Source organism: Kitasatospora sp. NPDC059571 (assembly GCF_042735675.1).
GTDB lineage: Bacteria > Actinomycetota > Actinomycetes > Streptomycetales > Streptomycetaceae > Kitasatospora.
The window spans coordinates 1-2,717 of the sequence record NZ_JBHWBW010000153.1; the positions used below are offsets into that span (position 1 = coordinate 1).

Genomic DNA, 2,717 nt, shown 5'->3' on the forward strand with positions numbered 1-2,717 from the left:
GCCCGGGGGGGCCCGGGCGGCCCGGGCGGCCTGCCGCGCCGCGGCGGCCAGGGCGAGCCCTCCGCACCGGCCCCGGCCGAGCGCCGTCCGATGCCGGAGCGTCCGGCCCAGGGCGGCCGCCCGCAGCCCGGCCCCGGTGCCCCGCAGGGCCGCCCGGCCCGTCCGCAGGCGCCGCAGCAGGGCCAGGGCCCGTCGGCGCCCGGCGAGCCCGGCCCGGTCGAGAGCACCGTGCAGTTCGCCCGGCCCCGTTTCGAGGCCAGCGACATCGACCCGCGCGACCCGCTGGGCCTCGGCCTGGTCGAGCCGGTCCTGCCGGACCCGTCCCAGCAGTCCGGCCCCGGCCAGTCGTACGAGCAGCAGGTCCAGCAGCCGGCGCCGCAGCAGCGCCAGCAGCCGATGGCGCTGCCGACCGGCCCGGGCGTCGAGGACACCCAGCAGTGGTTCCGTCCCGAGGACGGGGGCCGCACCGCGCCGCAGCAGGGGCGTCCGCGCCCGCAGCAGCAGCCCCAGCAGCCGTCGCAGCAGCAGCAGCAGCAGTACCGGCCGCAGCGTCCCGGCACCACCGCGCCGGGCTACGACCCGCAGCAGGCCCCGCAGCAGGCGCCCCAGCGCCCGCAGGCCCCGCAGCAGCAGCAGCGCCCGCAGGCGCCGCAGCAGCCCCGGCAGCAGCAGGCCCCGCAGCCGGGCGGCCCCCTCCAGGGCGGCCCGCAGCGGCAGGCCCCGCAGCCGGGCGGCCCCCTCCAGGGCGGCCCGCAGCGGCAGGCCCCGCAGGCCCGCCGGGAGGCGCCGGAGGCCCCGTGGCGTCCGTCCGCCAACGACGAGCGCTGGCGCCGGGCCGAGCAGGTCCGCGAGCCGTCGACCAGCGGGCTGACCACGTCGGGCCTGCCCCGGCGCACCCCGCAGGCCAACCTGGTCTCCGGCACCGCCGAGGCGGCGCCGCTGACCGGTCCGCAGGTCTCCCGCAGCCCGGAGGAGGTGCGCGGCCGGCTGACCAACCTGCGCCGCGGCATCCAGCAGGGCCGCCAGGCGGGACAGGGCTTCGGCCAGCAGCAGCAGGGCTTCGACGGCTTCGGCCAGAACCACCAGGAGCGTTGAGTTGAGTCAGATGAGCCAGGCCGCACAGAACCTGAACTGGCTGATCACCAATTTCGTGGACAACACCCCCGGGGTGTCGCACACGGTGGTGGTCTCCGCCGACGGTCTCCTGCTGTGCATGTCCGAGGGCTTCCCCCGGGACCGCGCCGACCAGCTCGCCGCCGTCGCCTCCGGCCTCACCTCGCTGACCTCCGGCGCCAGCCGGATCTTCGAGGGCGGCGACGTCAACCAGACGGTCGTCGAGATGGAGCGGGGCTTCCTCTTCCTCATGGCGGTCAGCGACGGCTCGGCACTCGCCGTCCTCGCCGCCCCCGACTCCGACATCGGCCTCGTCGGCTACGAGATGGCGCTCCTCGTCGACCGCGCGGGCGCCGTCCTCACCCCCGCACTGCGCGCAGAACTCCAGGGCAGCCTGCTGCACTGATCCGACCGAACCCGTAATGCGCCCGGCCCGCCCGGTCGGGCGCACCGACCATCGGCCGCCCCCGGGCGGCCGACCGCCTCAGCCGGCACCGCCCGGCTGGAACCCCGCTGCGAACGGCGGCAGCACGAGGAGGACTTATGACCCCGCCCCCGACACCGGCCGGCTCGTACGGCAACGGGTACGGCAGCGGCTATGGCGGCCAGCAGGCCGGCGGCTACGGTGGGCAGCAGTCCGGCGGCTACGAGCAGCAGCCGCTCGTCCGTCCGTACGCGATGACCGGCGGCCGCACCCGGCCCCGGTACCAGCTGGCGATCGAGGCACTGATCTCGACCACCGGCTCGGCCGAGCGCTCCGGCGGCCTGCTGCCGGAGCACGCCCGGATCGTCGGACTCTGCCGCGAGGTCAAGTCGGTCGCCGAGATCTCGGCACTGGCCGGTGTCCCGCTCGGGGTCGCCCGTATTCTCGTCGCCGACCTGGCCGAGGCCGGCCTGGTCACCATCCACCAGCCCGCTGCCGCGGGCGAGTCGGGCGGTGCGCCTGACGTCACGCTGCTCGAAAGGGTCCTCAGTGGACTTCGCAAGCTCTAACGGCGCCCCCGCCAGCCGCGCCACCACCTCCGCGAAGATCGTCGTCGCCGGCGGCTTCGGAGTCGGCAAGACCACCCTCGTCGGCGCCGTCTCCGAGATCAACCCGCTGCGCACCGAAGCCGTCATGACCAGCGCCAGCGCCGGCATCGACGACCTCAGCCACGTCTCCGGCAAGACCACCACCACGGTCGCCATGGACTTCGGCCGCATCACCCTCGACGAGGACCTGATCCTCTACCTGTTCGGCACCCCCGGACAGGACCGGTTCTGGTTCATGTGGGACGACCTCGTCCGCGGCGCCATCGGCGCCGTCGTCCTCGTCGACACCCGCCGCCTCGCCGACTGCTTCCCCGCCCTCGACTACTTCGAGAACTCCGGGCTCCCCTTCGTCGTCGCCCTCAACGGCTTCGACGGACACCAGCCCCACACCCCCGACGAGGTCCGCGAAGCACTCCAACTCGGCCCCGACACCCCCGTCATCACCCTCGACGCCCGACGCCGGGACAGCGCCAAGAGCGCCCTCATCACCCTCGTCGAGCACGCCCTCCTCGCCCGCCTCCGCTGAACGCGCAGCGGGCCTGAACACCCGGAAGGGGCGCGGGGAGCAATCC

At 75.5% G+C, this 2,717-nt stretch carries 3 protein-coding genes and 1 pseudogene; all 4 read left to right on the forward strand.

Going from position 1 to position 2,717, the window contains the following annotated elements:
- Window positions 1-1,095 (forward strand): annotated as a pseudogene (locus ACFV0G_RS18725) (hypothetical protein); the annotation flags it as partial.
- Between the two features lie 10 nt (window positions 1,096-1,105).
- Window positions 1,106-1,519 (forward strand): roadblock/LC7 domain-containing protein, encoded by a 414-nt coding sequence (locus ACFV0G_RS18730; RefSeq protein WP_030278013.1) that lies wholly within the window; start codon window positions 1,106-1,108, stop codon window positions 1,517-1,519.
- 137 nt (window positions 1,520-1,656) lie between these two features.
- A complete protein-coding gene (locus ACFV0G_RS18735; protein WP_100888424.1) occupies window positions 1,657-2,106 on the forward strand; it encodes a DUF742 domain-containing protein in 450 nt (149 codons plus the stop codon).
- The gene (locus tag ACFV0G_RS18740; protein WP_380548502.1) at window positions 2,087-2,671 is read left to right on the forward strand and encodes an ATP/GTP-binding protein; all 585 of its coding nucleotides are present in this window, start codon (window positions 2,087-2,089) and stop codon (window positions 2,669-2,671) included. The genes ACFV0G_RS18735 and ACFV0G_RS18740 overlap by 20 nt, the downstream gene beginning before the upstream one ends.
- Window positions 2,672-2,717: the final 46 nt, after the last annotated feature.